The sequence below is a fragment of the Aerococcus sp. 1KP-2016 genome (genome assembly GCF_002252085.1).
Taxonomy (GTDB): domain Bacteria; phylum Bacillota; class Bacilli; order Lactobacillales; family Aerococcaceae; genus Aerococcus.
Genome location: NZ_NEEY01000103.1, coordinates 1 through 1107 on the forward strand (window position 1 = coordinate 1; position 1107 = coordinate 1107).

Annotated in this window: 1 protein-coding gene; it reads right to left on the bottom strand. The window is 33.3% G+C overall.

From position 1 onward, the window contains the following. Positions 1 to 126: 126 nt before the first annotated feature. On the bottom strand, positions 127 to 1086 hold the full coding sequence (locus B9P78_RS09585) for an IS3 family transposase (RefSeq protein ID WP_148138607.1): 960 nt from the start codon (positions 1084 to 1086) through the stop codon (positions 127 to 129). Positions 1087 to 1107: the final 21 nt, after the last annotated feature.

Here is a 1107-nt window from a genome sequence, read left to right on the forward strand (position 1 = left end):
TGGTCAGCTCTTTTTTAATACATGCAATTTGGCTTAATTCCTGTTGTCGACAATACTTCTCATAAATTTCAATCTGTCAAGAGTAGTAGCGGAGCGACTCTTGATAGATTGAAACTTTATGTGAAACTATGAAAAGACAATGGAATTAGTATATTGGCTGCGATACTGGACGGGGCTTAGCCATCCTAGTTTCTCTTTAATTCGTTCTTCATTATAATAGTTAATATAGTTGGTAATTGATTCAGCCAATTCTTCAAAACTATGATAAGTTTGACCATAATACATTTCTTGTTTGAGTATACTAAAGAAATTTTCCATTGGGGAATTGTCATAACAATTCCCTTTTCTAGACATACTTTGGAAGATATCATTATCTTTTAAAGTTTTTGAATACCGTTTCATTTGATAAGCCCAGCCTTGGTCTGAATGAAAGGTTCTTCTGAATATGCAATCATTTGTACGTTCTATAGCTGCCTTCAAAGCTTCCATCATACTTTCACCGTTAGGCCGTTTTGTTATTTGAAAACTGATGATTTCGCTATTGAATAAATCCATATAAGGATCTAAATAAAGTCTGCCTGTCTGAGTATTGCCTAACTGGTCCATATAATAGTATTTGAATTCAGTTGTATCAGTCGTAATTTTTTGATGTGGAACTGATGTGTTAAAACGTCGTTTTAAACGATTTGATGCTACTTTCCCTACAGTTCCCTTATAAGACTTATACTTTCTGCTTTTGTGTGAGAAGGCAGTTACAAGAATGCCTAATTCACGCATTAAGCGTAATACTTTCTTCCGATTTATATGATAACCTAATTTTTTTAACTCGGGAGTCAGTCTCTTATACCCATAATCTTTATTTCTCTCTCTTAGTTCTAGTAAAGCATCTTTGTAAACTTTATCCTTGTCTGGGCGTTTAGATTGCTTCCTAATATAGTGATAAGTTGCCTTTGGAAAGCCAGTTACTCTCAAAATATCAACTAATTTGAATTTATTAATATTATGGAGATTGTAGATTGCTTGAACTATTTGTTTCTTTGTTGCTGTTTCTCTGCTTCCTGCAATCTCCCTAATTCCTTTAAAAATTCATTCTCGATTCTCAAATCA